The organism is Desulfitobacterium hafniense DCB-2, assembly GCF_000021925.1.
GTDB classification, from domain to species: domain Bacteria; phylum Bacillota; class Desulfitobacteriia; order Desulfitobacteriales; family Desulfitobacteriaceae; genus Desulfitobacterium; species Desulfitobacterium hafniense.
Genome location: NC_011830.1, coordinates 5,018,112 through 5,044,943, shown reverse-complemented (window position 1 = coordinate 5,044,943; position 26,832 = coordinate 5,018,112). Strand labels below are relative to the sequence as shown.

The window sequence follows — 26,832 nt, the reverse complement described above, 5'->3', positions numbered from 1 at the left end:
ATGACAGTATATTCAGAGGCTTGGGGAAAGGGTGAATGTATAAAATTGTTAATTGCTTTTAAAAATTTTATATATGGGGAGAGTTGGCATAGGAATTGCAATAAAACCAGGATAAGGCTATACTAGAGAGGAAGGGAGTCGATCCTTTTTGCGAATTGTGTTGGTCGCTTTGAATGCCAAGTATGTGCATACCAATCTAGCTATACGCTACTTACGTGCCAGTGTCCAAGGTGAATTCCCCGATGTTGACCTGCGGGAATTTACTATTAATGAGTCCATGGAGCGGATTGAAGCAGAATTATATGAAGCCAAGGCAGATGTCATTGGCTTTTCATGTTATATATGGAACTTGAAGGAGACCCTGGCCGTCATTCGTCGGCTGAGGCCTGTCTCTCCCCATACCCGGATTGTGGTAGGGGGTCCGGAGGTTTCTTTTGAAGGGGAAGCCTTTTTAAGAGAGAATCCTGAAATTGATGGAGTGGTTCTGGGGGAAGGTGAAATCACCTTCCTGGAACTCCTGCGGGCCTGGGAATCAGGCGCCAGCCTCTCTCAAGTACAGGGGCTGGCCTGGCGGGCTTCTTCCCGGGAGATCATCCTCAACCCGCCCCGCCGGCAGCTGGCCATGGCTGAACTGCCTAATCCCTATAACCATGAAGAAGAGCTTAAAGGGCGCTTGGCCTATGTGGAGACAACCCGGGGCTGCCCTTTTAACTGCCAATACTGTCTTTCCTCCACCTTTCAAGGGGTCAGGTATCTTTCCCCGGAACGTTTCCGCCAGATTATGCGTCAAACGTTGCGCTATGGAGCGCGGACCATTAAATTAGTGGATCGCACGTTTAATGTGAATAAAGAGCATGCCTTGAGGATTTTGGATATTGCCCGGGAAGAAGCGGCCCATTACCCGCCGGAGGCAGGTATCCGGGTCCATTGCGAGATGGCGGGGGAGCTGTTGGATGAGGAGTGGCTTCTTTATTTGCAGGATTATCCTCAGGACCTGGTTCAGTTTGAGATTGGGGTGCAGTCCACCCATCCGGAGACTCTGGCCGCGATTCACCGCCCTCAGCATTTTGAGCGCTGGGCAAAGTATATCCGGGAGATGCAAAGGTTGAATAAAGCCCATCTGCATCTGGATCTCATCGCCGGTCTGCCTAAAGAAGGCTGGGAGAGTTTCCGCAGATCCTTTAATGAGGTCTATGACGTTCAACCGGATATGCTTCAGTTAGGCTTTTTGAAAGTGCTTAAGGGGTCGGGACTGCGTGAGCAAAGGGGGGAATATGGGCTGGTCTTTGCTCCGGATCCTCCGTACACCATTTTGCAGACCGATGATTTAAGCCATGACGAGCTGCTCCGGCTTCACCGGCTGGAGGAACTTCTGGATCGCTATTATAACTCGGGCCGCTTCAGTCATTCTTTGGCTGGGGCTGTCGGGAACTATCCCACTCCCTTTGACTTTTATCATGAGTTTGCTGAGTTTTGGCACGGGCAGGGATGGTTCAGGCAGAGCTGGTCGGCTAAAGCGCTTTTTGAAAAACTCTGGGATTTTGTTGCCGCTCAGAAAACCCCCTGGGGTTGTGAGCTGACGGCAGCCCTAAGAGAACGGTTGAGATTGGATTATTATCTGTGGGAACGGCCCAATGGTGTTCCGGACTATCTGCTTCCAACCGAGGGTGCCCTGCCGCCCAACTATGGGGAGATGAAATTTTCCCTTCAGCAGCATCGGGGCTGGGAGCAAATCATACCGGAGTTTCCCGGGATGGACCGCCGGCAATGGAGCCGGGCGACGGCTGTAGAGTATTTCCAGGAGCCGCAGCCCCGCTGGCTGCTGTTTTTTTACAACAAGGGGCGGACTCAAACCTATCCCGTCCCGGGAGAGTTTTTCAATGAAGTGTATTAGATTTCATAATGTTAGATTTCAGCATAATGTTGGAGTTCAGCATAGTGTTGGATTCTAAATAAAGAGTTATTGAGACAAAGTATTTAGAGAAGTATAAGGAGAATGCCATGGTTAAGGGTTTAGTTAAACAACTCCGTCATAGAATGCTAATAAGCGGGTTTTTGATAGTTATCCTTCTGCTGGCGGGCTGCGGGGAGGATCCCCGGCAAGGGTTGCCTGGGGGTGCTGCTCCGGCGGTGATCGAGCTTTGGCATTCCCTTGCCGGGGTAGAAGGAGAGGCCTTGGGCAAAGAGGTCCAAAGAATTATGGACAGTCACCCCGAAGTGCTTATTCATTTGGAATATATAGCAGAAGGGGAAATAGCCCAGCTTGCTTATCTTGCTCAAGCCGGCGGGGAGGGGCCTGAGCTGTTCTTAACCACCGCTCAGGCCTTGACGGAGCTCTTCCAACAGGGAGCACTGTCTCCTGTCCTGGGCAACGCCGACTCCTTTATTGGTTTAACATCTCAATTTAAATATGGGGAAAAGCTTTATGCCCAGCCCTTAGCCACGGATGTTCCTCTGTTTTTCTATCGGACGGATTTGGCCCAATTGCCTGCTACTCTGGCGGATTTCCATACAGCCAAGGGAGTGCTGGCCTTAACTGCTCTTGACACCAGGAATTTGACTCCCTGGTGGTCGGCTCAAGGAGGGAAATTAACCGGCAATGGCCAGCCTGTCCTTCAGGATCCGGCCAATCTGATTTTTCTCCAGCAGCTTTTGGCTTGGCGGGAAGGAAATCTTTTGCTGGTCGACCCTAATGCCTGGAATCTGTTCCTTAATGCTCAGGCTGCTTATACCATCGCCAATGCCAGCCAGGCTCAAGGATTAAGCGCAGATATACCCTGGGCAAGTGTGCCTTTAACGCAATTGACTGCCGGGCAGGGGGGAATTTTAACGACGAGAACCCTGGGTATCGCCAATTCGTCCATCAAAACTTCCGAGAGTTTAAGTCCGCTGATCCGCTTAGTGGAAGATGAGCTGCTCTCCGCCGATTCCCAAGGGGCGATTGCCAAGGCGGGCAAGCGTTTTCCTGCCAGCAGTTCATTCTATAGCCGCGAAGAAGCTCAGACGGGAATTCTCCGCCAAGTGGGGCTGGGTCTGGCTCAAGTCTGGTCCTTACCGGGAAATGCCTTGGAAGGAAAACTGATTCCTATCCAGGACAAGGCCTGGCAGAAGGCCTGGAGCGGGGTTGTGCCGGAGGAAGCGTTGGCCGAGGCTCAGACGGAGGCGGTAAAAGCCCTTGAAGCAAAATAGCTTCAGGGTATGCAGTGTAGAGAAGGGGGAGTGGTTATGCTGTCAAAGCAGGTACGATTGCTGGTGATTACGGGACTTTCGGGAGCGGGTAAGACTCAGGCGCTGCAAAGTCTTGAGGATCAGGGATATTTTTGTGTGGATAATCTGCCCCCATCCTTAATTTTGAAATTTGCGGAGCTCTGTACTCAGTCCCAAGGCAAGGTGACTCGTGCGGCCATCGTCTGCGATTTGCGGGGCGGGGAATTTTTCTCCTCACTGGCGGAAGCCTTGGGGGATTTGCACAGGGAGGGATTTCATTATGAGATACTCTTCCTGGAAGCCTCGGATGAAGTGCTGGTGGGGCGCTATAAGGAATCCCGGCGCCGGCATCCCCTGTCTCCCAGCGGCGGAATTCTGGAAGGGATTCAAATGGAGCGGCAAATGCTGACGGAGCTCCGGGGGGTAGCCCACAAGATTATGGATACCTCCAATCTGTCTTCCCAGCAGCTGCGCCATCAGGTGGCTGAGAGTTTCGGAAATGAACAGGCTTCAGGACATTTAGCTGTCTCCGTAGTCTCCTTTGGTTTTAAATATGCCATTCCTTTGGATGTGGATTTACTGATCGATGTGCGCTTTCTTCCCAATCCCTTCTATGTTGCTGAGCTGCGGCCTCTTACCGGAGAGCACCCTCAGGTGCAGGATTATATCTTCAGCAACCCGGTAGCCCAGGAGTTTGTGGATAAGTATCTGGGCCTTCTGGAGTTCATCCTTCCTTATTATGTGAAGGAGGGCAAGCGGCATCTGGTCATTGGAGTAGGCTGTACAGGGGGACAGCACCGTTCGGTGGCTATTGCGGAACGGATTGGGCTTTTTCTTCAGGAGCGCAGTTATATGATGAGTGTTAAACACCGGGACGCTGCCCGCAATCGGAAGGGTGATAAATCAAAATGAAAGTTAAATTGATCAAATCACTCCCCAGATCCCTGAAATGGCTTTACCCTAACTTAGGTGTTAAACGCTGGTTTTTACTGGCGGTGCTCGGCGTGTTCATCTTTGCCGCAGGTTTTTCCGTGATGAATGATGGCATCGCTCTGGGCTACCTGGAACTGCAATTCCGGGAAGGAATTTACCGCCTGACGGGCAGTGCGCCCCGTACGGCTGTTCCCATGGGTCTGTTCATCAGCGCTTTGGGAGCGGGGGCGATGGTGATTGGTTTTAAAAGGATGCTTCATTCCATTATTTCGGTGCTCTTGCCTGATGAAGAAGCCCGGATTGTGGATGTTATGTATTCACGGCAGCATTTGCGGCGGGGTCCGAAAATCGTGGTCATTGGCGGCGGGACGGGCTTATCAACTTTGCTGCGGGGTTTGAAGAATTATACCCGCAATCTCACAGCCATTGTCACCGTAGCCGATGATGGCGGGAGCTCAGGCAAGCTGCGCAGTGAAATGGGAATTCTTCCGCCGGGTGATATCCGCAATTGCCTGGTGGCCTTATCGGATACGGAGAATATTATGGAGAAATTATTCTCCTACCGCTTTGATACGGGTACCTTGAAAGGGCATAGTCTGGGAAATCTGGTTTTAGCGGGGATGGCGGATACCTTTGGGGACTTTAAAAAAGGCATCGAGCATGTGGGTGAGGTGTTTGCCCTGCGGGGCAGTGTCTATCCCTCGACCATGGAGCAGGTGGTTTTAACGGCGGAGCTGGCCGACGGGACCATCGTCAAGGGGGAAACTCAGGTCAGAGATACTCAAGGGCGGATTAAACGGGTCTATCTGGAGCCGGAGGATTGCCAGCCGGTTCCGGAAGCGTTAAGAGCCCTGGAAGAAGCGGATCTGATTGTTTTAGGGCCGGGCAGCCTTTATACCAGCGTCCTCCCTAATCTGCTGGTGAAGGAACTCAAGGAAAAGATTCAGGAAGTGGATGCTCCCTGTATTTATGTCTGCAATATCATGACTGAACCGGGGGAGACGGACCAATTCCAGGTCTCGGACCATCTCCAATCCCTTATGGATCACTGCGGCGCCGGGTTTGTGGATGTGGTGGTGGCCAATAAACAAGGGATACCCGAAGAGCTGCTGAAGCGCTATGAGGAGGAAGGCTCCTATCCGGTACAAGGGAACAGGGATAGTGTGGAGTGGCTGGGAGCTAAGTATGTGGAAGCGGACCTTCTGCAGGAAGGGGATACCCTGCGCCACCACTCGGACCGTCTGGCGCGGCTCCTGATTCGCTTGCTTTTTAGTTTAAAACCCATGGGAGAGCGGATTGCTTTAGTGGATTCATATTTGCTGAACCAGAAGCTGAGAGAAGAGTCCTAGTGCTTTGACCCTGGGGCTGTGAAGTACTGGTAAAGGAAGTGAAAAAATGTCCTTTAGTGCTGAAACCAAAGATGAGCTGGCTCGGATCGAGGAAGGGAAGCGATGCTGCAATCTGGCCGAATTGGCTGCCTTAGTGCGGATGGATGGGACATTGCAGATTGCCAACCATTCCTATGCTTTGAATGTGATCACGGAAAGTGCCCCGGTGGCGCGTAAAGTGTATCGTTTGGCCAAAAACCTGCTGGGATTGCCGGTGGATATTATGGTGCGGAGGAAACTGCGCTTAAAAAAGAATAACTCCTACATGGTAAAAATCTATCCCCGGACCTTAGAGGATCTTCAGCAGCTGGGGCTTCTGGATGAAGAGGGGGAGATATTACCGGGTATTCCTAACGTTTTGGTGAAAAAGAAATGCGATAGAATAGCCTACCTGCGCGGGGCCTTTTTGGCCGGAGGCTCCATCAATAATCCCGAGGGAACGTACCATCTGGAGATTATCACCAATGATCCTCTCCATGCTGAGGCCTTAAGCAAGCTGCTTAATAAATTTCATTTGGGGGCCAAGGTCAGCATGCGTAAAAACTGGCATGTGGTCTATATTAAAGAGAGTGAGCATATCGTTGAATTTCTGGGCTTTATCGGCGCCCACCGGGCGCTGTTGGAATTCGAGAATGTCCGTGTGCTCAAGGACATGCGCAATCAGGTCAACCGCCTGGTCAACTGTGAAACGGCTAACCTTAATAAGACGGTGGACGCGGCAGTGCGGCAAGTGGAGAATATCCAAAGGGTAGCCAATACCATCGGTTTGCAGGCCTTGCCGGAGCCGCTGCGGGAAATTGCCGAGCTGCGGCTGGAATATCCTGATGCCAGTTTGAAAGAGTTAGGGGAGATGCTGGTCCCCAAGGTAGGCAAATCGGGAGTCAATCACCGGATGCGCAAGATCGATGAGCTTGCCGAAAAGCTGGAGGAACAGAGTAAACGAGTCAGGAAAGGAGGATAAATGTGCGCATAGGATATGGCTTGAACCTGGAGCAGACACAGAAGTTGATCATGACGCCGGAGTTGCGTCAAGCGATTGCCGTTTTACAGTTATCCGCTTTAGAACTCTCCGGTTATGTGGAGCAGCAGATGCTGGAAAACCCTCTTCTCGATGTGATTGACGATTCCGCCGACAAAAGCGCGGATCATACCCAGGAAGATTCCCCGGCTCAAGAGAAGAACGAGGGGGCGGAGGAAGGGCCCTGGGATATGAACTGGGAAGAGTATTTTCAACATCAGGAAGAACGCATCAGCAAGGAGTATGACCCGGACGCCGGGCAAAGCACCCGCTTTGAGCCTTTTTTAGCGGCAGGTCCTTCCCTTCAGGAGCATTTGCTGGAACAGATTCATATTCAAAAGGTTCCCATGTCCCAGAAGCTGCTTGAATATATTGTCGGCAATTTGGACGATAACGGCTATTTAACCCTTTCTTTAGAGGAAATAGGGAAGCAGCTCCAGCTTCCCCTTGAGGAAGTGGAAAAAGGCTTAGCGGTGATTCAAGGGCTGGACCCTTTGGGGGTGGGGGCAAGAAGCTTGGAAGAATGTCTGTTGCTGCAGCTTCCCCTGCTGGCAGACTACCCTCCGGAGCTGCCTGAATTTCTTAAGTATCTGGAGGATTTAGCTGCCGGTCGTTTGCAGAGGATCGCCGCCCAGCTCAAAATTACCCCCAGTCAGGTTCAGGATATGGCCGATTTAATCCGCACCCTGGATCCTAAACCCGGCCGGAGCTTTGCCGGGACCGGCGAGGTGCGCTATATCGTTCCCGACGTTGTGGTTGAAGAGGTTGAGGGCGAATATATTATCCTGGTCAATGATGTGACCGTACCCCGTTTGGGAATTAATCAGGTCTACCGCAAAGCCTTAAGTCAGAATAATGAATCAGAGATTCGCAAATTTGTCGAGCAGAAACTCAATGCGGCAGCCTGGCTGATTCGCAGTATCGAGCAAAGACGGCTCACTCTTTATAAGGTTGCGGATGCTATTATCAGACGCCAGGAAGAGTTTTTGCGGCGGGGCATCCGCTGTTTAAAACCCCTCAATCTCAAAGACATTGCGGAAGAGATCGGGGTCCACGAGTCCACGGTCAGCCGGGCTACGGCTAATAAATATATCCAAACCCCCCGGGGGATTTTTGAGTTTAAGTTCTTTTTTGCTACGGGGCTGGGCAGTGAACAGGGCATGGCCACGGAAGGAATTAAACAAGCCCTGAAAGAGATCATTGCCGCCGAGGATCCCAAGAGTCCGTATTCCGATCAAAAGCTTTCCGAGATTCTTAAAGAAAAGAATATGGAGATTTCACGACGAACTGTGGCAAAATACCGGGATGAACTGGGGATTCCGTCCACGGCGCTGCGGAAACGCTATTAGCCGCTGGCGAGCAGCCGCAGATTGGTGCGGATGGGCAGGGATAAGGAAGGAATTTTAGAAAAGGGTGCTGAATAATAACAGTAACTCTTTTGTTACACTGCCAGAAAGTATAAGCTTGCGCTGTATACTTTCTAAGCATAAGTGCAACCAACGACTTCGCCTCATTTGAGAGCATGGGTTTAAGGCACGGCGAAGCCGGGTTTTCTTTAATATTGCCCAGGTTATGATGGGCTTGGTCTTAAGAGTAGAATTTTCCTTGGAGCGGTATACTAAGATGATAGAAAGTGCTAAACTTAGACAGGTTGAATTGATATGAAATTGCTGTTGGCATACATATAGACATAAATAGCAAGTTTAAAGAAAAGATATAGTTTAAAAACGATTAAGCGAAAGAGGAAAGGAGAAAATACTTAATGATGAATAAGAAAGGGCTTAAAGACATTGCGGTACAAGGAAAACGTGTTTTTGTGCGGGTTGATTTTAACGTACCTATGGATGACCATGGCAATATTACCAACGACACGAGGATTCGGGCGGCTCTGCCTACCATTCACTATCTGATTGACGAAGGGGCTAAAATTATCCTCGCTTCCCATTTGGGACGTCCCAAGGGAAAACCGGATCCGAACTATTCCCTGGCTCCGGTGGCCAAACGTCTTGGTGAATTGCTCAAGCGACCGGTGGCCATGGCGACCGATTGTATCGGTCCGGAGGTAGAGAAAGCAGCAGCTCAGCTGCAGGAAGGTGAAGTCCTTCTTCTAGAAAATGTCCGTTATCATGCCGAGGAAGAAAAGAATGAACCGGAGTTTGTCAAGCAATTAGCCCGCTTAGCTGAAGTGTATGTTAACGATGCTTTCGGTACAGCCCACCGGGCTCATGCTTCCACAGAAGGAATCGCTCATCATCTTCCCGGGGTGGCCGGCTTTCTCCTCCAAAAGGAAATTGAAAGTATGGGCAAGGCTCTGGAGAATCCGGAGCGGCCTTTTGTGGCCATCATTGGCGGAGCCAAGGTCAGTGACAAAATCGGGGTCATTGAGAACCTGCTCCATAAAGTGGACGCTTTGATCATTGGCGGCGGCATGGCCAATACCTTCCTGAAAGCCCAGGGCTATTCTCTGGGTAAGTCCCTGGTGGAAGGAGATAAATTATCCCTGGCTCAGGAGATTCTTGAGCAAGGGCGGGAACTCCAGGTGGACATTCTTTTGCCCCAGGATGTGGTTGCGGCCAAAGAATTTAAAGCCGATGCCCCCTATCGGGTCACCCCTGTCCGGGAGATCGCCGAGGACGAAATGGCTTTGGATATCGGACCGGAAAGTGCCGGACTGTTCAGTGCAAGAATACAAAAGGCCCGGACTATCGTCTGGAACGGCCCCATGGGTGTCTTTGAAATGGAACAATTTGCCAAGGGGACGGAGAAAGTTGCTCAGGCTGTGGCCTTATGTCCGGGTCTGACCATTGTCGGCGGTGGAGATTCCGTGGCCGCCGTAGAAAAAATGGGTGTAGGGGAGCAAATGAGCCATATCTCCACAGGAGGGGGGGCTTCCCTGAAGCTCCTGGAAGGCAAGACCCTGCCCGGTATAGCGGCACTACAAAACATCTAAACTTATCCCATCTTGAAAGGAGCTCATTTCATGGCCAAACGACATCCTATTATCGCTGGAAATTGGAAGATGAATAAAAGTCTCCGGGAGACTCAGGAATATGCGGTAAAGCTCTTAGGAGTGCTTGGCGAAGTCACTGCAATCGATGTTGTCGTGTGTGCGCCCTTTACAGCCTTAAATGTTCTCAAGAATGAGCTGGAGGAGAGCGTCATTCATATTGGGGCTCAGGATATGTTTTATGCCCCCGATGGGGCTTATACGGGAGAGATCTCTGCGGCGATGCTGGTGGATGTTGCCTGCACCTATGTCATCCTCGGACATTCGGAGCGCCGGGAAATTCTCCGTGAAACGGATGAGGAGATTGCCAAAAAGGTGAAGGCGGCCCTTAAGGCAGGGCTCACCCCCATTCTCTGTGTGGGTGAAAACTTAGCCAACCGGGAAGAAGGCAAGGCCTTTGCAATCGTGCGCGGCCAGGTGGAAAAGGATCTGACGGATCTTGCCCCAGATGATTTGAAACGGGTGGTCATTGCCTACGAACCTATTTGGGCTATCGGCACGGGTAAGACAGCCTCCAGTGAAGATGCCCAGGAGATGTGCGCCATGATTCGCTCTACTTTAGCCGGAATTGCCGGTGTGGTTGCCGATGAGGTCAATATCCTCTATGGCGGCAGTGTTAAGGCGGACAATATTGGTGAGCTCATGAGTCAGCCGGATGTGGACGGCGCTCTGGTGGGCGGGGCCAGCCTGGAAGCCGAAGGATTTGCCCAATTGGTTCAGAATGCGGTGGCTGTTCTATGAAGCCTCTGCTCTTGATGATTCTGGACGGATGGGGTTATAATCCCCAGAGCGCAGGCAATGCTGTGGCTAAGGCCCCCAAGCCCCATTTCGACAGACTGCTTGAGGAGTATCCCCATACCCTGATCGTTGCTTCCGGGGAGGAAGTGGGATTGCCCCCAGGCCAAATGGGGAACTCGGAAGTGGGGCATTTGAATATTGGGGCAGGCCGGGTGGTCTATCAGGAATTCACCCGGATTTCCCAAGCCATAAGGACCGGTGAGTTTGCCCGGAATACGGTTTTGCAGGAAGCCATGGAACGGGTCAAGGATGGGCCCAATGCTCTGCATCTGATGGGGCTGCTCTCCGATGGAGGGGTTCACTCCCATAGTGAACATCTTTTCGCCCTCCTGGCTATGGCCAAAACCATGGGGGTTAAAAAGGTATTCATCCATGCCTTGTTGGACGGCCGGGATGTGCTGCCCCAAAGTGCCAAAGGGTTCATGACCCAACTTAATAGCAAATGCCGGGAATTAGGCCTTGGCCAGGTGGCCACCGTCAGCGGCCGTTATTATATGATGGATCGGGATAAACGTTGGGAACGGGTGGAAAAGGGTTACCGGGCTTTAGTGAATGGGGAAGGTCTGAAAGCGCCTAATTCTTTGGCAGCCATTGAACAATCCTATGATGTCAGGGTCACGGATGAGTTTGTGGCACCTACAGTCATTGTCGACTCGGCAGGGGAGGCTGTGGGACCCCTTCGGGACGGTGACAGTTTTATTTTCTTCAATTTCCGCTCCGATCGGGCCCGGGAGATCTCTTATGCTCTCTTGGATGAAGAATTTACCGGCTTTGACCGGGGAAGACCTTTGCAACTCCATTATGTGTGTATGACCGAATATGACGATAAGCTGAAAGGGGCGGCCGTGGCTTTTCCGGCTCAGAACTTAGACAATACCTTGGGGGAGGTTCTGGCCAAACATCAGAAAAAGCAGCTGCGCATCGCTGAGACAGAAAAATACGCCCATGTCACCTTCTTTTTTAATGGTGGAGTAGAGGAGCCTTGTCCTGGGGAAACCCGCTGTCTTATTCCTTCTCCTCAAGTCCCTACCTATAATCTGTTGCCGGAAATGAGTGCTTATGGAATTACCGAGGAGCTCTTAAAGCGTCTGGAAAGAGAAGAGGATGAGGTGATCATTCTGAACTTTGCCAACGCGGATATGGTGGGTCATACAGGAGAGTTTGAGGCTACGGTCAAAGCCATCGCAGCGGTGGATCAGTGTATCGGGCAAATCGTTCCCCAGGTTTTAGAGCGCCAGGGAACCGTCATTATAACCGCCGATCATGGCAATGCGGAAGCAAAAGTGGACCTGCAAACCGGCCAGCCCTTAACGGCCCATACCACCAATCCGGTGCCCTTGATCCTGGTTAATGATCAGCTTAAGGGTAAAACCCTGCGGGAAGGCGGGGCCCTGCGGGATGTGGCGCCGACCATGCTCCGGCTGCTGGAGATTCCGCAGCCCCAGGAGATGACTGGAAAGTCCTTGATTTGTTGAATACTATTTAGGAGGTAAACCCTATGAGTTATATCGAAGAGATTTATGGACGGGAGATTTTGGATTCCCGCGGCAATCCTACCGTTGAGGTGGAAGTTCTTTTGGAGGACGGTTCCATGGGCCGGGCGGCTGTTCCTTCCGGTGCTTCCACAGGTGCTTTTGAGGCCGTTGAACTGAGAGATGGGGATAAAGGCCGTTTTCTGGGTAAAGGCGTTCTTCAAGCCGTAGCGAATGTCAATGAGGTGATTGCTCCGGAATTGGAAGGATTAAACCCCTTTGACCAGCCGGCTATCGATCGGGAGCTGATTGCTCTGGATGGCACTGAAAACAAGGGCAAGCTGGGAGCCAATGCTATTCTGGGGGTTTCTCTGGCGAATGCCAAAGCGGCTGCGGAATGCGTCGGGCTTCCTCTTTATCAATACTTGGGCGGGGTTAATGCCAAAGAACTCCCCGTCCCCATGATGAACATCCTCAACGGTGGTCAGCATGCCGATAATAATGTGGATATTCAAGAGTTTATGATCATGCCTGTCGGTGCCAAGAGCTTTGCCGAAGCTCTGCAAATGGGAACCGAAGTGTATCATAGTCTGAAAGCTGTTCTTAAGGAAAAGTCACTGGCTACTGCCATTGGGGATGAGGGCGGGTTTGCTCCCAGCCTGGAATCCAATGCCGATGCCCTCCTGGCTATTATGGACGCTATCCAGCGTGCCGGCTACACACCTGGCAAAGATATCGCTCTGGCCTTGGATGTAGCGGCTACGGAGCTTTATCGTGATGGCAAGTATCATCTTGAAGGAGAAGGCCTGACCAAGACGGCGGATGAAATGATTGCCTACTACGAAGAGCTGGTTGAAAAGTACCCCATCGTTTCCATCGAGGATGGTTTGTCCGAAGAAGACTGGGAAGGATGGAAAAAGCTTACCGAGAAACTGGGAAGCAAGATTCAGCTGGTCGGGGATGATCTGTTTGTCACCAATCCCGCCCGCTTGGCCAGGGGCATCAAAGAAAAATGCGCCAATTCGATTTTAATTAAACTCAATCAGATCGGAACCCTAACCGAAACGCTGGATGCCATTGAGATGGCCAAACGTGCCGGTTACACAACGGTCATCTCCCATCGTTCCGGGGAGACCGAGGATGTGACCATGGCTCATGTAGCTGTCGCTGTGAATGCGGGACAGATTAAAACAGGAGCTCCCGCCCGGACAGAACGGGTAGCAAAATATAACGAGCTTCTCCGCATCGAGGAAGAGCTGGGGGAAACCGGAGTTTACCCGGGCCATGAGGCTCTGGGCCGTTAAAGGCCATATATTGACAGCTAGGGTATAGACTATTGCCATTTGTCAAATTTTTATGCTAAAATAGCGGTACTGGCTAAAACCATAGGGAATGACCGCCACACCCTCTCTGTGTCTTAAAACAGGGGAGAAGTGGCGGTTTACCTGGTATAGGCAGGCGATTGCTTCCGATTGGTTTTCAATAGATTGAGGAGGTGAATAGGTATGGTGATTTTTCTAACCGTAATATTAGTTCTTAGCTCCTTAGGCCTGATCGCAACGGTTTTACTTCAATCCGGTGTGAGTGCAGGTTTGGGAGCTATTGGTGGTGCCAGCGAATCCTTCTTTGGGAAAAAGAAGGGCTTGGACGCTGTCTTTCAAAAAGTTAGCATAGCTTCAGCTGCAATATTTTTGCTGAGTTCTCTGGGGGTAGCCTGGCTCATGAAATAAGGCCAGGTCCCCTGCTCCCTTTATTCAGCTTCCGTAGAAATAGAAGATCATCGCAGAAAGATAATCCTTTAAAAAAAATATCCATTACCTTACCAAAATCAATAATGAACAATCCCAAGTTGTAATTTTAATGGCGCCAAACGGAAACTGAATTAGTATTTGGGGGACACCTGGCTCATTACATAATATAAAAATTTTCATTATTTAGGGGGGTTTTTTGACAATGGATTTTGCTTCAACGCCTATATGGGCTGTCCTAGCAGGTCTAGTCGGGCTGGCATTTGCCTTCTATTTCGCAAGTAGCGTTTTAAAAGAAAGCCCGGGAAATGCTCGGATGCAGGAGATTTCTCTCGCGATTCAAGAGGGTGCCATGGCATTCCTCAACCGTCAGTACAAAACACTGATTCCCTTTGTAATCATAATCTTTCTTATTCTAACTTTTTTAAAAGGCTGGCAAACGGCTGTATCTTTCCTGGTGGGAGCGCTGCTTTCCGCTGTGGCCGGTTATGTGGGCATGGGAATTACCACCCGGGCTAATGCCCGGACCACGGAAGCTGCCCGGACCAGCCTGAACAAGGCTTTGGGCGTGTCCTTCCGCGCCGGGGCGGTTATGGGTCTTTCTGTTAACGGCTTAGGTCTCATTGGGGTTGCCGCTCTTTTCCTATGGTTCCAGGATGCGGAGACCATTAACTCCTTCGCCTTTGGTGCCAGTGCCATTGCCTTGTTTGCTCGTGTCGGCGGTGGTATCTATACCAAAGCAGCCGACGTGGGTGCGGACCTGGTAGGTAAAGTCGAAGCCGGCATTCCTGAAGATGATCCCCGTAACCCTGCTGTGATCGCCGATAATGTCGGGGATAATGTGGGTGATACCGCCGGGATGGGCGCCGACCTGTTTGAATCTTATGCTGCTACCACCATTGCGGCGATGCTGATTGGCGCTGTGGCTTTCAAATCCCTAGGAGGGGGAGTTTCCGGACTTATGCTGCCGCTGATGATCGGTATCGCGGGAATACTTTCTTCGATTATCGCCAGCTTTTTCGTGCGCACCGGGGAAAATGCCAACCCTCAAACGGCTTTAAACAAAGGCTTATGGGGAACTAACCTTCTAACGGCCATTGCTTCCTACGCCATCGTCCAATTGATGATCACTGAACCTGTCCATGTCAGTGAAAGCTTAACGCTGACTGCTAACAATATATTTATTGCTATTGTCTGTGGATTGGTTGTGAATATTCTGATCGGTTTATTGACCGAGTACTATACTTCGAATCAGAAGGCTCCTGCCCAAGCTATTGCCAAAGCTTCTGAGACCGGTGCCGCCACCAATATTATTCAAGGTCTGGCTACCGGAATGAAGAGTACCGCTCTTCCTGTTGTCGTGATCTGTGTTGCTACTTATGTTTCTTTTGCAGCAGCCGGTATCTTTGGTATTGCTATGGCTGCTATGGCCATGCTTTCTACGGCCGGTATGGTTGTAGCCATCGACTCCTTTGGACCTGTTGCCGATAATGCCGGCGGTATCGCAGAGATGGCTGATCTGGATCCCAGTGTCCGCAAGACCACGGATAAACTGGACTCTGTAGGGAACACCACTGCTGCGGTGGCGAAAGGATTTGCCATCGGTTCCGCGGCCTTGACAGCTTTAGCTCTCTTTAATGCTTACTCTGAGCTTGCTCATCTGGATCGAATCGACATCCTGGTACCCACCACGATTATCGGTCTCTTCATCGGAGCTGCGCTGCCCTTCCTCTTCTCTGCTTTTGCTATGGAAGCTGTAGGTAAAGCTGCTTTCGAAATGATTGGTGAGGTCCGCCGTCAATTCCGTGAGATTCCTGGTCTTATGGAAGGAAAGGCTAAACCGGATTATCGTGCTTGCGTGGATATCTCCACTAAAGCTGCTATTCGTCAAATGATTGTTCCTGGACTCTTAGCCATCGGCTCTCCGATCCTGGTAGGATTTTTACTCGGTAAGGATGCTTTAGGTGGAATGCTGGCCGGTGGAACAGTTTCCGGATTGCTCATGGCCATCTTCATGGCTAACGCCGGTGGAGCCTGGGACAATGCCAAGAAGTATGTTGAAGCCGGAAATCTCGGCGGTAAAGGAACCCCCACCCATGCTGCAGCTGTCATCGGGGACACTGTAGGGGACCCCTTCAAGGATACGGCCGGTCCGTCCTTAAACGCCTTGATTAAGGTTATGGGTACGATTTCTCTGATTATCGCGCCGCTCTTAATTTAAAACGACTTAGGCTGGGAAGCAGGGGAGTAAGTTCCCCTGCTTCTTTTTTGCACTGAGCCGGGCAGGAAGGCTGTGGGGGAAGAGCGACTGGGCTGGACGGCGGCCTCTGCTGGAAAAAGGCGAAAGTCTATGTTATACTGAGGATCTGAAAGTTTACACTGTACGTGATAACTCATAGAGAGGAGGAGCTTTGTGGCATCTGAAGGGATAAAAGTCATCTCTGACAATCGAAAAGCCTATCATGATTATTTTGTGGAAGAGAAGCTGGAAGCTGGAGTTATCCTCACCGGAACCGAGATCAAATCCATTCGCAACGGGCGTGTCAATCTCAAGGACAGCTATGCCCGGATCGAAAACGGTGAAGTCTGGCTTTATCAGCTGCACATCAGCCCCTATGAGCAGGGGAACCGTTTTAATCATGATCCCCTGCGCAAGCGCAAACTCCTCCTTAACCGCTCCGAGATCATCAAGCTGGTCGGGAAAGTGCAGCAACAGGGCCTGACCCTGATTCCCACCAAGATTTATCTTAAGCGTGGCCTGGCTAAGATCGAACTCGGGGTCTGCCGGGGGAAAAAGAACTACGATAAACGCCAGGATATTGCCGAGCGGGATGCTAAACGTGAGATTGAACGGCACTTCCGGGATCAGGGCAAAGGATATTGAGCTGATAAAGAAAGGCTCCTCCGTGCAGTTTGAGGAAACTGCATAGGGGAGTCTTTTGCCATCCTTCTAGCTTAGTTGGCGATGTCTGATTTCTTCAATTTGCTCAATAGGCAAATCCGTGATCTCGGCGATCATATTAAGAGACAAACCTTTTTTCAGCATGGATAAGGCTATTTCGGTTTTGCCACGTTCTATTCCCTGTGCTATCCCCTGTGCCAGTCCTTGTTCTATTCCTTCAGTTTTAGCATTATCCATAGCCGACAGATGATCCCTGATGCCCTTTTCCCGCATTTCATAGAGATACCGTTCCTTATCATTCTTCAAGAAGATTTCTTCAACTGTCAAGGCTTTACCGATGGCTGGTTCACTCATGGCGATTTCCTCCAATTCTTTAGGATCTGTATTTGAGAGATACATTAACCATTTATCCAGGCGAGTCCGCGGTTTAGTACTCAGGGCTTTCCATTTCTCCAGCTCAAGAAAATGAATTTCCAAATCGCGATTCAGCCTTAGACCGGAATGGGCTTCGTACAATGAGAACATGCTATGGTAGCGTTGAGCATCAGGAAGAAAGCTGAAGTTCAGCACATTGACTGTGACTGTGCGGGCAAGGTCCTTATAAAGCATGCCGCTTTGAAGCTGGCTTTGATAGATCTTGGCCCAGTAGTACAGTGTTCTTTTATCTATATTCTTTTCGCTGGCGATTTGTACTTCGATATTGATGAGGCTGCCATCGTTGGCAACGCCTAGGATATCCAGCCTGGACATCTTATCTTTGAGATGTTCGGGGTCCAATTCCCGATCCGATAAGGTGATGTCGGTCAACTCATCTTCACCGGCGGGAGAGAGGACAGCGTTCAGGAAGCTCAGCAGAATGTCCTTGTTCTCTTGGCGACCAAAGATGTATTTAAACAGGTAATCGTTGATTCGGTTTAAGCGCTCGGCCATATACACCCCTCCAGGATCATTATATCATATCCTGGGACATTGCAATCATATTTACAGAGAGGACTTAAAAACATGTTAGATAAGTGTTTGCAGGTGATCTTTGCAATTAAATATAATTATAGTATTGGCGAGAGACAGAGTCAAAGTAACTGTACCCATGCCTGTTGTTGTTCTGGGATATGCTGGTATCAAATAATAAAATGCGAAGAATGGAGGGATAAAAGACAATGCAATCCAAAAGAAAATGGAGGAGAATCGCCGCAATGTTGCTGGCGGTGATCTTATCCCTTGTCATTAGTTTACCAATCATGGCGGCCGGACTTCAGAGCGAGGATCAGGAAAATGTGCCCAACCTGCCGAGTAGCGCCAAAATTCTGGACCTGCCCCATAAGTCAATCAGCTGGCCGCTGCTCAAGGATCTTCGCTGGGAGGAGACACAGACATCTTATCTGCTTGTGAATAGAGATCACACGCTTTCACTGCTCAATGCTTCCTCCGATGGAATACTCGTGGCGATGCTGGATAAGGATTAGCAGCTGCTTAGTCAGCAGAGCATCGAGCCGGAGCTGCCGATTTTCGGTGCTTTTTACAGCGGCGGGGACTACAACTTTATTGCCTTTGGTCAGGAAAATAAGGAAGAAGATGATGGCAAAGAGGTCATCTGCATCGTTCGCTATGATAAGGAATTCCGGCGTATCGACAGTGTTTCCGTATCCGTGGGCGGGCTGGCTGTCAGTGATACCGCCTACCTTGTCGCTATGAACTCGATCGACCATTCCCAGGTCTTAGAGTATACAAATTATGACTTGGTCGGCTTGCCCGCCGATCAGCGCGATATCATCCTCTGTGTCGTACCCAAAAATGGTTCTGCCGGTCAGGTCAGACAAGTGACCCTGGCTTCCTATACCGACAGCAGCTTTACTACCACGGTCCCCTCCCTGCTGCCCATCAGCGGCAACAAATTCATGGTTCTTTGGGAAGAATTTAGCTTGAAAGAAAGTGATTGGGGTTGGAGAGATAAAATCCAGAGCGACGACTTATGTTATGTCTATGTGGATGCCCAGACCCAGTCGCCGATTGTGCTCATGCAGGCCGGCGGCCTGATCGATACGAAATTCGGCGGGATCAAGGAGAGCACAGAACTGCGTGCCTTCGGCGGCAAACGGGAGCAGTGACACGAACTCCGGTGCCGGAGACGGGTGCATGAGCCGGAGGAGTTAAGCCAACCAAAGGATACCCCTTTAACCAGGGGTATCCTTTGGTTTTTCTTACTGGGCCAACCCCATGACTCTGCTGATCCTCCCCCTAAGCCATGGGGGGATCATACATATCATTGGTTGTGGTTCCCACGATCCGAATATCTCTCTTGCTCACCAGCTCGCCGCTGGGAGCAAGAAAAATATTCTTCTCAATGACGGTTTCCATAGCGGCTTCAATCTCGCCCTTACTCACATCAGGTCTGGGCTCATCCAGGCTGATGGCAAAGGTTTTGTTCCCCGCCGTGTTAAACGTCATCCGGAGAATCGTTTTATTCATAATGGCCATCTCTTCACCTCCTCTCTAATCAATGAGCAGAAATCACTCATCGACCAGATCAAAGTTCTTCCTGAGGATGGTCTGGATAGTCAGACGCTCGCTCAATCCGAACAAGGCTGCCGCCACGTCATAAATATCTTGATCCGTGGCGTCGGCTTTGACATAGTTCAGGCTTTTCTGCCTGATAATCGGTGCACCGGAAGGGGTTTCCCCAACCTGGTATCGTATCACCACTGTCGAACTCAGTGGATGCGCTATGACCGCCATGTGCCTTCATCTCCTTTCTGTGATATTGACGGTATTGACGGCCGGGAGAACCCGTCCCGTCTCTTTAGCTTATGGACTTGTTGATCAGGATGTGACGGAGGTGAAGTTATTTATCATAAAAATATAAATTTTGGTGAAATTGAGTTAAATCTGTCACATACAGGGCCTTGGCCGCATAGTTTATGAGTAAATGGAGTAAAAAGGGCGGGAATTCCCGATTAAAGGCAGGTAACCATCATGGAGGATGTGGGCGCGGAACGCACACCCCTTGTAATAGCCGCTGAAATCAATACGATGAAGCAACAGGTAAGCAAGGTTCTTCTCCACAATGCCATCGAGATCGGCTGCCGCCTGGCGGAGGCCAAGAATTTGCTCCCCCATGGGAAATGGGGCCGGTGGCTGGAAGAGTCGGTCAGTTACTCTCAGAAAACGGCAGGCAACCTGATCCGCCTGTTTGAAGAGTATGGACTCCCACAGCCTGCCTCACCAAATTGGAAAGCGCTTTCCAATTTGAGCTACACTCAGGGGCTTATCCTGCTGGGGGTCCCGGAGGAGGAGCGGGCTCAGTTTATCGCCGAGCTGGATCTGGAGACTATGTCGACCCGGGAGCTACAGAAGGCGGTTCAGGAACGGAATCGGGCTGCGGCGGAGCGGGATCAGGCCCGCCAGGAAAAGACAGAGCTCCAGCAGCTCCTGGCGGACCAGGAAGGCCAGCTAACGAAAATGAGCGGCGAACAGGATAACCTGCTGAACAAAGTGGCCGAGCTGACCCAAGCCAAAGCGAAGAGCGAGGCCAAGGCCGAGCAACTGAGCCTGGATCTGCAAAGCCTTAGGCAGGATACTGCCGCCCAGGTTATCGACCGGATGCGCAACAGGCTTGACGAGGCGTATCACAAGGCCAGAGCCAATAAAGTGGCCTTTTTATATGAAAGCCTGGACCGGACGTTCAGAGAGCTTACATGGGAACTGCAGCAATTTGCCAAGGAGGAGCCGGAGAGTTATAAAGTCTACAAGAATAAGCTTATTAATTTTTTAACGAAGAGTTTGAAAGCAAATATGTAAAGATAATCCACTCCTTGGCGAGAGAAGGAAAGGCCCATGATCCGAATGCGATGCGGATCATGGGCCATTTTTCATAGTAAGGGGTACTTAAAAGAAATTATGCACATAGTAAAGACAAAGTGCGATTTTATGGTAAACTTATATAAGAATATTGAGAAAATTCGCAATAAAACATTGTAGATTCACGTCAGGCTCAAACTTTATGATGAAAGGATGTCTATAGATGATTGAACAAGTATACCCGGATATTTTTAAAATCCCCATCGTTCTTCCCAACAACCCTTTGAAAGCCACTAATGCCTATTATATTAAAGGGAAAGAACGAAATCTGCTCATTGACACAGGCTTTAACCGGAGGGAATGCAAGGAGTCCATGGATCAAGCACTGGCTGATCTGGGTATTGCTATGGAGAATACGGATATCTTCATAACTCATCTGCATGGGGATCATTCAGGTTTAGCCGGTTATCTGTCCCGGCCGGATAACACAATCTATACCGGCAAGTATTGTGCCGATACGCTGCTGGGGTATGCAGGGGCAGGGCTCCATGGCTTCTTAAATGAGCTGATCGCTCAAAGCGGACTGACCAATATCACGATGTCCGACCACCCCGGGTATACCTATGCCAGCGACATCATCGAGGAGGCAACAAACATACAGGATGGGGATATTCTTCAAGTTGGCGAATTCAGTTTCCAGTGTATTGAGACCTCAGGTCATGCACCGGACCATTTTTGCCTTTATGATCAAGAACGAAAAATCCTTTTCTCCGGCGATCACATCCTGGGAAAAATTACTCCCAATAATACCATTTGGGCACCGCCGGCGACAATCACCAGGGATTATCTCGGCGACTATCTGGAAAGCCTAAATAAAATTGCCGCACTGGATATCAAGGTGATTTTTCCCGGACATCGTTTCGTGCTTGAGGATGGATATAAACGGATCGAAGAACTGAGAGATCATCATCAACGGCGGCTGGAAGATGTGATGAAGATTCTTGGTGAAAAGAGCATGACGGGAGCCCAGGTGGCTGGCCAAATGCAATGGGATCTGACCATTAGGTCCTGGGAGGATTTTCCGCCGGCCCAAAAATTATTTGCCACTGGAGAAGCTCTGGCCCATCTAACCCATCTGGTCTTTCAAAACATGGTGGGCAGAGAATTAAAAGACGGGGTGGTTTATTATACAAGAGTATAAGATTTGCCGTCCAGTTAATCGCCAATGTGGGGCAAGCAGAAAAAAGTGCTGATCTGCCAAGGCTGCTCTACCGATAGTCTATTCAAAAGCGAGTCCGCGTTTTAGGCCAACGGACTCGCTTTTTATGTTCGCCCACGGACAGGTTGTCGAAGGTCAGCATAGCTTAGCTTAGGCTCCAGGATTAGGCTCTAATGTAGCGGGTATTCTTTCCTGCACCGACAGGCCGAATCAATCCTCTTATGACCAGCCGCTTTAATAAATTAACGGCAGCGGCCTGGGAGAGCGATAGCTTCCCTTCGACCTCTTTTCTGGTGATGGATTCATTGGTCTTAAGCATCTCCACAACCATTAATTCGTTACCGTACAACGGTGCGGCTTCTTTAACAACACCGTAATTGGAGTTTAGATTGGGAAGGGTGATTTTAAAGGCGTTATCGGTAATTTCAATCAAGGGGGCCACTGGATAGCCTTGATAGCTTTGCATAATTTTCGGCATCCCGGTACCGTAGGCCTCAATTAAGGTTAAACGGTAAAAGATGTGTGCTAAATTCTCATTGCGTGTCACGGAAATGCCCAGCATGATATCATCATGGGAAATACCTTTAAGCAGACCGCCAATGGATACAAATTCAAGGCGGTCATCAAAGATGCTGATCAGTGTGCTGGCGCTGAAGGAGTAATCTCTATGAACAAGGGCGTTGAGAAGCGCTTCTCTGATCGCTTCTACGGGATAGTCCCGGCGGTCAATACGATACAAGCCGTCAAATTCAGCCCGGGTCCGGTTGTAGTGGCTGATCGTTTCATAAACTTCGTTGAGTTGCTTAAGCAATGAACCGGAAAATTCGCGCCTGTCCTTGAAGACAGATTTGGTCGTTCCTTCAAATACAGCAAGTCGGATGGTATGGCGGCATTGATCAGACAGCAGCAATCCCAAATTGGTGTAGATACCATCAGCATTCGTTATTTTCAATGTTTTCTGCTGACTGGTGCCAAAGGGAATTTTTCCAGAGCTGAACGCTTTCTCCGCTTCGCTAAAGGTTAATTCTTGTTGCAGAGAACGTACATCCTCATAGTTTTCCCCATCTGTGTTTTTGATCATGTTTAGAATGGTTGCTTCAGTGGCGGGAACGGAAGAGGGGCCCTGACGAATGTAAACCCCTTGGGGACGAATACCCTTGTTGGCAAGATAATAAGGACTGGCGGTACCTTTTTGCACCGTGATTTTTATGATGTGCCGGTTATCTACCATTTGAACTTCATAACTTACAAATAGTGTTACATCGGGCTTAATTGTGTCCCGAATCGCGTTGGATACCCTGAGCAGCGTATTATCTACATCCCCTATTCCTACAGCCTGACCACTGTCATCGATACCTATATAGAGGGTTCCGCCACTGGTATTGGCAAAAGCTATCACAGTTTTCTTGATATCGTCAACATAGTCACGTTTGAACTCGGTAGTAGCGTCTTCGCTCCGTTTCATAGGATAACCTCCCATTACAGCATGCATTTTAATGTGTTATGATATATTTTAACACATTCTTATCAATTATAATACATTCTGAGCGAAAGATTCTGGGGAGATTAGAGAAAGCATCATAGAGGCCCAGTGCAGGCCAAAAATTAAAGAAAAAGGCGATTTTCCGCCGGCTGGGCGGGAAGTGCCTTTTTTTGAACGATTAATTTGCAAGTATGATTAATATGATATATCATATCGATCATAGGGAGGTTGGATAGATGCATCATGGTAAGTTTTACGGCTCCACAGTGATGGGGGAACGGGGACAGGTGGTTATTCCTGCGGAAGCCAGAGAAGAGCTGGGGATTGAAGCGGGAGAGAAGCTGGTCGTCTTTGGCAATAAGCGCAAAGGGGTCGTCATTATCTTTAAATCGGAAGTCATGACCCGCTTCGCAGATATGATCTTCAGAAAGAGCAGGTTCTTTGAGGAGATGTTCACTGCCGATTCCCCGCAAGAAAGGGCGGGGCAGGCCGGGACGCCGCGGGAGAAGAAAGGTGATCCGGAGAAGAAAGATGATCCGGAGGAATAGGACCGGCCAAAGTGTAGTTATAGAAGTAAATGATCGGGGAGGTATCCATGCCGATAATTATTAGGTTTTTTAAAGATAAACGGTTCCGGGTCATCATTACCATGTTCCTGCGGTTTGTCTTCCAATTATGGTGGCTGAGCAAAAAAAGACGTTTTTATGGAGAAGAAGCTTATCAGAAGCAGCTTAAGGCCGTCTACCAAAAACAAGCCAGGATCTTTGCTGAGATAGCCATGGGGATGGGCGGCTTGCTCATTAAGCTGGGACAATTCTTCAGTTCCCGGGTGGATATCCTGCCGGAGGAATATACCCGGGAGCTTGCCCTGCTCCAGGATGCGGTGAAGCCGGTGCCGACGGCGGATATTATCAGGAGGATCGAGGCGGAATATGGCCGCCCGCTGGGGGAGATTTACCTGAATTTTTCTCCGGAGCCCATCGCTTCAGCCTCTTTAGGACAGGTTCATACGGCTGAGATCAAAGGCCATGACCAGGTGGCGGTTAAGATTTTACGCCCCGGTATTGAAGAGATCATCAGCAGCGATTTTGATGCCCTGCGCTTCGTGGTCACCTTTGCCAAGCGCTATCCCCGCATCCGGGCTGCGGTGGACTTAGAGCAGATCTATGCTGAATTCACAGAAACCACCCTGGATGAATTGGATTATCTTAAAGAAGGCCGTCATGCCGATCAGTTTCGGGAGAACTTTGCCGGAGAACCGGGAATTGCCGTGCCAAAAGTGTATTGGGAGTATACCACCCGGCGCGTCCTGACCATGGAGTATATCACAGGCTATAAGATCAATGATTTTGCCGCTTTGGACAAGGCGGAGCTGGACCGGGTCAAGCTGGCCGACACCCTGATCACGGCCTATGTGCAGCAATTTCTCAGCGACGCCTTTTTCCATGCCGATCCCCATCCGGGGAATCTCCTGGTCAAGGAAGACGGCACCCTGGTATTCCTGGACTTTGGCATGGTGGGACGGATCGACGAAGGGATGCGGGAAGAGCTAATCTCCTTTGTCATGGCCCTGTTTAAAAAAGATACGGAACAGATGGTGGAGGTGTTTGCTAACCTGGGTTTCCTGCGCCCCCATGCGGAGAAGGGCACCTTGGCCAAGGGATTGAAGCTTATACTAGCCAATATCTTTGCGGAGAAAGACCTGAAAAAGGTGAATTCCGAAGAATTTCTATGGGAGTTGAGGGAATTCATGTACTCCCAGCCCTTTCAGATTCCGGCCCGGACCTTGTTCCTGGGCAAGGCGCTGCTGTCGATTATAGGAATCTGCGGAGGATTGAATCCCCGGTTGGATCTGATTAAGACCCTGCGCCCTTATGCGGAGGAGCTGCTGGCCGGAAAAGAGCAAGCAGACGGAGCACAAGGCTTTGCCCAAAAGTTTATCCTTGACCAGGCCAAGAAAACCTTCACTGATGTGGTTGGTCTGCCGGAAAGAATCAACCACTTGATCACAGGCCTGGAAGGCGGCAGCATCAGACTCCATCCCGCGCGGAGCTTTGAGCAGAATCTGCTGCAGAGCCAGAGGGAGCAAGGCAATCGCATTGTGCAAGCCATAGTGAGCAGTGGTTTCTTAATCGCCGGCACCATTTTACTTGAAGGGCCTTATCTTAAGATTGGCATCGGATTGATTGCTTTCTCAGCGCTTTCCTTCCTCTCCCTCCTCAAAAGCAATGCAGGGAGGGCCAGATCTGAAAGAAGGGGCAGGGGAAACCGGGCCATGCGCAATGCGTCAGCCACGGGATTTAAGAAACCCCGTTTTCATCCCTAAGCATCTTAAGATGCCCCTCATCGTTTGGCATTGGTAAAAATGACTCGGCCTGATCATAATCAGAGTAAAATCTATCGAGAGTAAAGAGAGGCACTCGTGTTTTTTGATCTGCCCCTGTCAAGGTCAATGTCATTAAGTTAAGCTTGTAGGCATGGGAGGCAATAGCCTTTCCAAAGAATTATATGATTGGCTGGGTTATTCGTCAGAGACTGCAACCGCTTCAGCATTTGTCCAACAGAGAGACAAAATTCGTCCAGAAGCACTGAAACTACTGTTTCACGAATTTACAAGATTAACAGTATCGGAGAATTCATTACAAGACTACAGGCTGCTCGCTGTTGACGGTTCGGATTTGAGACTTCCGTCAAATTCAAAGGATGGATTCTCCTCCATCAGGAACAGCGAAGATAGCAAAAATTACAATCTTGTGCATTTAGACGCTATGTATGACCTGATGGGCAAGGTTTATGTCGATGCATCCGTACAATCCAAGAAAGGCATGAATGAGCATAAAGCCTTAGTATCCATGGTAGACCAGTCTGAAATCAACGGAAATGTCATTGCAATCATGGATCGGGGATATGAGTCATTCAACAACATCGCTCATTTTCAGGAGAAATCATGGTACTATATCATCCGGGCGAAAGAATCCTATGGGATTATATCAAGGCTTTCTCTGCCAGATTACCCGGAATATGATGAAGAAATTATGTTAACCCTCACCCGGCGCCAAACCAAAGAAACGTTACCGCTTTTAAAAGCATACCCCCATCGGTATCGATGGATTCAACCTCATACGACATTTGACTTCATCAAACCGAAAGATTCCAAATTTTATGATTTACATTTTCGTGCCGTTCGCTTCGCTATTGCTGATGGTGTGTATGAAACGGTTTATACAAATCTCAATGCCGAAGATTTTCCGCCGGAGAAACTAAAACAGCTCTATAATCTACGCTGGGGAATTGAGACATCTTTTAAGGAACTTAAATATGCTGTAGGTTTGGCAAGTCTGCACAGCAAAAAGAAGGATTTTATCTTGCAAGAGATTTTTGCCAGACTAATTCTATACAATTACTCTTCCATTATCATGCACCACATCAGTATTTCGGAAGATTTGCGAGTAAATTTTCCAGTGGCGTTAAATATATGCCGTCAATTTCTGAGAGAGTTAATTCCAGCGGTCCAAGTTCTTAAACTGATAGGTAAGCACCTTTCTCCAATACGCCCTGGCCGACAATTTCCTAGACATCAGAATCCGATTTCAGCAGTAGGGTTCCAGTACAGAATTATTTGAGAGTTAACTTTCTGTGAAAGGGCTTTTACAGATGCTTTTCGGGCATCTGCTTTTGTGTTGCTCAAAATTCAAAAACACCTACGTTTTCTATGTTATTCCGTGTATGCGACAACCCCAGCGGTATTACTTTTCTACTGCTGGGGTTTCTCATAAGCTTAACTTAATGACATTGACTTTAGGAGGAGCATATCATTTTGAACACGGGTGTTTCTCTATTGAGTGAATCTTTGCGGGATATA

Annotated in this window: 24 protein-coding genes; 20 read left to right on the top strand and 4 right to left on the bottom strand. The window is 49.6% G+C overall.

Annotation, left to right across the window (positions count from 1 at the left end):
• Positions 1-148 precede the first annotated feature (148 nt).
• The 13 genes from DHAF_RS23560 (at position 149) to smpB (ending at position 16,455) form a co-directional block, all read left to right on the top strand.
• On the top strand, positions 149-1,894 hold the full coding sequence (locus DHAF_RS23560) for a B12-binding domain-containing radical SAM protein (protein WP_015945421.1): 1,746 nt from the start codon (positions 149-151) through the stop codon (positions 1,892-1,894).
• 107 nt (positions 1,895-2,001) lie between these two features.
• Positions 2,002-3,189 carry a type 2 periplasmic-binding domain-containing protein gene (locus tag DHAF_RS23555; RefSeq protein WP_015945420.1) on the top strand — a complete coding sequence of 396 codons (1,188 nt, stop codon included), beginning with the start codon at positions 2,002-2,004 and terminating at the stop codon, positions 3,187-3,189.
• Between the two features lie 36 nt (positions 3,190-3,225).
• Positions 3,226-4,119, top strand: a complete 894-nt coding sequence (rapZ, locus tag DHAF_RS23550) for an RNase adapter RapZ (RefSeq protein ID WP_011462179.1) — start codon at positions 3,226-3,228, stop codon at positions 4,117-4,119.
• Positions 4,116-5,489, top strand: a complete 1,374-nt coding sequence (locus DHAF_RS23545) for a gluconeogenesis factor YvcK family protein (protein WP_011462178.1) — start codon at positions 4,116-4,118, stop codon at positions 5,487-5,489. Before rapZ ends, DHAF_RS23545 begins: the two co-directional genes overlap by 4 nt.
• Positions 5,490-5,535: 46 nt before the next feature.
• The gene (whiA, locus tag DHAF_RS23540) at positions 5,536-6,489 is read left to right on the top strand and encodes a DNA-binding protein WhiA (RefSeq protein ID WP_015945419.1); all 954 of its coding nucleotides are present in this window, start codon (positions 5,536-5,538) and stop codon (positions 6,487-6,489) included.
• 2 nt (positions 6,490-6,491) lie between these two features.
• The gene (gene rpoN, locus DHAF_RS23535) at positions 6,492-7,895 is read left to right on the top strand and encodes an RNA polymerase factor sigma-54 (protein WP_015945418.1); all 1,404 of its coding nucleotides are present in this window, start codon (positions 6,492-6,494) and stop codon (positions 7,893-7,895) included.
• 413 nt (positions 7,896-8,308) lie between these two features.
• Positions 8,309-9,496 carry a phosphoglycerate kinase gene (locus tag DHAF_RS23530; RefSeq protein WP_015945417.1) on the top strand — a complete coding sequence of 396 codons (1,188 nt, stop codon included), beginning with the start codon at positions 8,309-8,311 and terminating at the stop codon, positions 9,494-9,496.
• 30 nt (positions 9,497-9,526) lie between these two features.
• A complete protein-coding gene (gene tpiA, locus DHAF_RS23525; RefSeq protein WP_015945416.1) occupies positions 9,527-10,294 on the top strand; it encodes a triose-phosphate isomerase in 768 nt (255 codons plus the stop codon).
• The gene (gene gpmI, locus DHAF_RS23520; RefSeq protein ID WP_015945415.1) at positions 10,291-11,826 is read left to right on the top strand and encodes a 2,3-bisphosphoglycerate-independent phosphoglycerate mutase; all 1,536 of its coding nucleotides are present in this window, start codon (positions 10,291-10,293) and stop codon (positions 11,824-11,826) included. The genes tpiA and gpmI overlap by 4 nt, the downstream gene beginning before the upstream one ends.
• Before the next feature lie 23 nt (positions 11,827-11,849).
• Complete coding sequence (eno, locus tag DHAF_RS23515; protein ID WP_015945414.1) at positions 11,850-13,127, top strand: phosphopyruvate hydratase; 1,278 nt, start codon at positions 11,850-11,852, stop codon at positions 13,125-13,127.
• 201 nt (positions 13,128-13,328) lie between these two features.
• On the top strand, positions 13,329-13,553 hold the full coding sequence (gene secG / locus DHAF_RS23510) for a preprotein translocase subunit SecG (protein ID WP_005815654.1): 225 nt from the start codon (positions 13,329-13,331) through the stop codon (positions 13,551-13,553).
• Positions 13,554-13,776: 223 nt separating this feature from the next.
• On the top strand, positions 13,777-15,792 hold the full coding sequence (locus DHAF_RS23505; RefSeq protein ID WP_015945413.1) for a sodium-translocating pyrophosphatase: 2,016 nt from the start codon (positions 13,777-13,779) through the stop codon (positions 15,790-15,792).
• Between the two features lie 192 nt (positions 15,793-15,984).
• Positions 15,985-16,455, top strand: a complete 471-nt coding sequence (gene smpB, locus DHAF_RS23500) for an SsrA-binding protein SmpB (RefSeq protein WP_005815658.1) — start codon at positions 15,985-15,987, stop codon at positions 16,453-16,455.
• 66 nt (positions 16,456-16,521) lie between these two features.
• On the opposite strand, the gene DHAF_RS23495 is transcribed toward smpB, so the two are convergent.
• The gene (locus DHAF_RS23495) at positions 16,522-17,403 is read right to left on the bottom strand and encodes an Rpn family recombination-promoting nuclease/putative transposase (RefSeq protein WP_015945412.1); all 882 of its coding nucleotides are present in this window, start codon (positions 17,401-17,403) and stop codon (positions 16,522-16,524) included.
• 227 nt (positions 17,404-17,630) lie between these two features.
• Between DHAF_RS23495 and DHAF_RS23490 the strand changes: the two genes are divergently transcribed.
• Positions 17,631-17,936: a hypothetical protein gene (locus DHAF_RS23490; protein WP_011462169.1), complete on the top strand. Its 306-nt coding sequence runs from the start codon at positions 17,631-17,633 to the stop codon at positions 17,934-17,936.
• A 183-nt stretch (positions 17,937-18,119) separates the two neighbouring features.
• Positions 18,120-18,578, top strand: coding sequence for a hypothetical protein (locus tag DHAF_RS23485; RefSeq protein ID WP_015945410.1), 459 nt, complete (start codon positions 18,120-18,122; stop codon positions 18,576-18,578).
• A 130-nt stretch (positions 18,579-18,708) separates the two neighbouring features.
• Here the strand turns inward: DHAF_RS23485 and DHAF_RS23480 are convergent, their stop codons facing one another.
• A complete protein-coding gene (locus DHAF_RS23480) occupies positions 18,709-18,948 on the bottom strand; it encodes a DUF2922 domain-containing protein (protein WP_015945409.1) in 240 nt (79 codons plus the stop codon).
• A 33-nt stretch (positions 18,949-18,981) separates the two neighbouring features.
• Positions 18,982-19,206 carry a DUF1659 domain-containing protein gene (locus DHAF_RS23475; RefSeq protein WP_015945408.1) on the bottom strand — a complete coding sequence of 75 codons (225 nt, stop codon included), beginning with the start codon at positions 19,204-19,206 and terminating at the stop codon, positions 18,982-18,984.
• 237 nt (positions 19,207-19,443) lie between these two features.
• Between DHAF_RS23475 and DHAF_RS23470 the strand changes: the two genes are divergently transcribed.
• Positions 19,444-20,268: a DUF3102 domain-containing protein gene (locus tag DHAF_RS23470; RefSeq protein ID WP_011462166.1), complete on the top strand. Its 825-nt coding sequence runs from the start codon at positions 19,444-19,446 to the stop codon at positions 20,266-20,268.
• 223 nt (positions 20,269-20,491) lie between these two features.
• On the top strand, positions 20,492-21,469 hold the full coding sequence (locus tag DHAF_RS23465) for an MBL fold metallo-hydrolase (protein WP_015945406.1): 978 nt from the start codon (positions 20,492-20,494) through the stop codon (positions 21,467-21,469).
• A 181-nt stretch (positions 21,470-21,650) separates the two neighbouring features.
• Here DHAF_RS23465 and DHAF_RS23460 read toward each other — a convergent pair whose 3' ends face one another.
• Positions 21,651-22,952, bottom strand: coding sequence for an RNA-binding domain-containing protein (locus tag DHAF_RS23460; RefSeq protein WP_015945405.1), 1,302 nt, complete (start codon positions 22,950-22,952; stop codon positions 21,651-21,653).
• A 254-nt stretch (positions 22,953-23,206) separates the two neighbouring features.
• Between DHAF_RS23460 and DHAF_RS23455 the strand changes: the two genes are divergently transcribed.
• From DHAF_RS23455 to DHAF_RS23445, 3 genes are all read left to right on the top strand, one after another.
• A complete protein-coding gene (locus tag DHAF_RS23455; protein WP_018212143.1) occupies positions 23,207-23,518 on the top strand; it encodes an AbrB/MazE/SpoVT family DNA-binding domain-containing protein in 312 nt (103 codons plus the stop codon).
• A gap of 47 nt (positions 23,519-23,565) precedes the next feature.
• A complete protein-coding gene (locus DHAF_RS23450) occupies positions 23,566-25,296 on the top strand; it encodes an ABC1 kinase family protein (RefSeq protein WP_015945404.1) in 1,731 nt (576 codons plus the stop codon).
• Between the two features lie 151 nt (positions 25,297-25,447).
• Positions 25,448-26,593 carry an IS4 family transposase gene (locus DHAF_RS23445; protein WP_015945403.1) on the top strand — a complete coding sequence of 382 codons (1,146 nt, stop codon included), beginning with the start codon at positions 25,448-25,450 and terminating at the stop codon, positions 26,591-26,593.
• Positions 26,594-26,832: the final 239 nt, after the last annotated feature.

Excerpts from the sequence above, each read along its gene's own strand:
- DHAF_RS23555 (WP_015945420.1), top strand. The coding sequence starts at position 2,002 with ATGGTTAAGGGTTTAGTTAAACAACTCCGTCATAGAATGCTAATAAGC.
- rapZ (WP_011462179.1), top strand. The coding sequence starts at position 3,226 with ATGCTGTCAAAGCAGGTACGATTGCTGGTGATTACGGGACTTTCGGGA.
- DHAF_RS23545 (WP_011462178.1), top strand. The coding sequence starts at position 4,116 with ATGAAAGTTAAATTGATCAAATCACTCCCCAGATCCCTGAAATGGCTT.
- whiA (WP_015945419.1), top strand. The coding sequence starts at position 5,536 with ATGTCCTTTAGTGCTGAAACCAAAGATGAGCTGGCTCGGATCGAGGAA.
- DHAF_RS23530 (WP_015945417.1), top strand. The coding sequence starts at position 8,309 with ATGATGAATAAGAAAGGGCTTAAAGACATTGCGGTACAAGGAAAACGT.
- tpiA (WP_015945416.1), top strand. The coding sequence starts at position 9,527 with ATGGCCAAACGACATCCTATTATCGCTGGAAATTGGAAGATGAATAAA.
- gpmI (WP_015945415.1), top strand. The coding sequence starts at position 10,291 with ATGAAGCCTCTGCTCTTGATGATTCTGGACGGATGGGGTTATAATCCC.
- eno (WP_015945414.1), top strand. The coding sequence starts at position 11,850 with ATGAGTTATATCGAAGAGATTTATGGACGGGAGATTTTGGATTCCCGC.
- secG (WP_005815654.1), top strand. The coding sequence starts at position 13,329 with ATGGTGATTTTTCTAACCGTAATATTAGTTCTTAGCTCCTTAGGCCTG.
- DHAF_RS23505 (WP_015945413.1), top strand. The coding sequence starts at position 13,777 with ATGGATTTTGCTTCAACGCCTATATGGGCTGTCCTAGCAGGTCTAGTC.
- DHAF_RS23495 (WP_015945412.1), bottom strand. The coding sequence starts at position 17,403 with ATGGCCGAGCGCTTAAACCGAATCAACGATTACCTGTTTAAATACATC.
- DHAF_RS23490 (WP_011462169.1), top strand. The coding sequence starts at position 17,631 with ATGCAATCCAAAAGAAAATGGAGGAGAATCGCCGCAATGTTGCTGGCG.
- DHAF_RS23480 (WP_015945409.1), bottom strand. The coding sequence starts at position 18,948 with ATGGCCATTATGAATAAAACGATTCTCCGGATGACGTTTAACACGGCG.
- DHAF_RS23475 (WP_015945408.1), bottom strand. The coding sequence starts at position 19,206 with ATGGCGGTCATAGCGCATCCACTGAGTTCGACAGTGGTGATACGATAC.
- DHAF_RS23470 (WP_011462166.1), top strand. The coding sequence starts at position 19,444 with ATGGAGGATGTGGGCGCGGAACGCACACCCCTTGTAATAGCCGCTGAA.
- DHAF_RS23465 (WP_015945406.1), top strand. The coding sequence starts at position 20,492 with ATGATTGAACAAGTATACCCGGATATTTTTAAAATCCCCATCGTTCTT.
- DHAF_RS23460 (WP_015945405.1), bottom strand. The coding sequence starts at position 22,952 with ATGAAACGGAGCGAAGACGCTACTACCGAGTTCAAACGTGACTATGTT.
- DHAF_RS23455 (WP_018212143.1), top strand. The coding sequence starts at position 23,207 with ATGCATCATGGTAAGTTTTACGGCTCCACAGTGATGGGGGAACGGGGA.
- DHAF_RS23450 (WP_015945404.1), top strand. The coding sequence starts at position 23,566 with ATGCCGATAATTATTAGGTTTTTTAAAGATAAACGGTTCCGGGTCATC.
- DHAF_RS23445 (WP_015945403.1), top strand. The coding sequence starts at position 25,448 with ATGGGAGGCAATAGCCTTTCCAAAGAATTATATGATTGGCTGGGTTAT.